The organism is Streptomyces sp. NPDC093801, from assembly GCF_040701585.1.
In the GTDB taxonomy this organism is placed as follows: domain Bacteria; phylum Actinomycetota; class Actinomycetes; order Streptomycetales; family Streptomycetaceae; genus Streptomyces.
On the sequence record NZ_JBFBDP010000122.1, the window covers coordinates 1 to 1,012 of the forward strand.

Here is a 1,012-nt window from a genome sequence, read left to right on the forward strand (position 1 = left end):
TGAACCGTTCCGGGTTCGGTAGAGATCTCAGATGTTGTGTGTGACCTGGGCTTTCGTGGTGCTCAGGTAGTGGTTGGCTTCGTATTCGGCGGGCGGGATGTGCCCTATTTCACCGTGGAGCCGGGTGTGGTTGTACCAGTCGGTCCATTCGGCGGTGGCGAGCTCGACCTGGGCAAGGGATCGCCAGGGTCGCTGCGGCTTGATCACCTCGGTTTTGAAGAGGCCGATCGTGGACTCCATCAGCGCGTTGTCGTAGGCGTCGCCGACCGATCCGATCGAGGCGGCGATGCCGGCCTTCTCCAAGTGCTCGGCCAGCGTGAAGGACGTATATTGCGAGCCCGCGTCCGAGTGATGAACCAACTCACCTGGCAGAGGCGGGTGTTGGTCACGGTCGCGTTGCCACAGTCCCATGTCCAAGGCGTCCAGCACGAGCCGGGTCTGCTTCGTGGTCGAGGCGGACCAGCCGACGATCCGGCGGGAGAAGGTGTCCACGACGAAGGCGACGTAGACGACGCCGGAGAACGTGGCGACATGGGTGAAGTCGGCGACCCAGCAGCGGTTCGGCGCGCTGGCGACGAAGTCGCGGTCGACCAGGTCCGGCGCCCTGGGCGCGGAGGGGTCCGGGATCGTGGTGATCACTCTCTTGCCGCGGACGGCGCCGGTGATGCCGAGCTCGCGCATGAGGCGTTCGACGGTGCAGCGGGCCACGGTCCGGCCCTGGCGGTTCAGGTGCCGCCAGATCTTCCTCGCGCCGTAGACGCGGTAGTTGGCGTCGTATGTCTCCTGGATCAGGCCCTTCAGCTCGGCATCACGAACGGTGCGGGCCGAGGGTGCCTGCCGGCGGTTGTGGTGGGCGTAGTAGGTGGACGGGGCGATCTTGCAGTCGTGCCCAGTCAGAACACGGCAGATCGGCTCGACTCCGCCGAAGCGGTCCCGGTGCTCGTCGATGAACGCTACGAGCGTGTGTGTGGCCGGTCGAGCTCGGCCGCGAAGAAACTCGCCGCAGCCTTCA

At 65.9% G+C, this 1,012-nt stretch carries 1 protein-coding gene; it reads right to left on the reverse strand.

The window, feature by feature from the left end; translation table 11 throughout:
- Positions 1–27: 27 nt before the first annotated feature.
- Positions 28–1,012: IS3 family transposase (locus AB0469_RS41185; RefSeq protein ID WP_366456741.1), on the reverse strand; the 985-nt coding region annotated here is incomplete at its 5' end.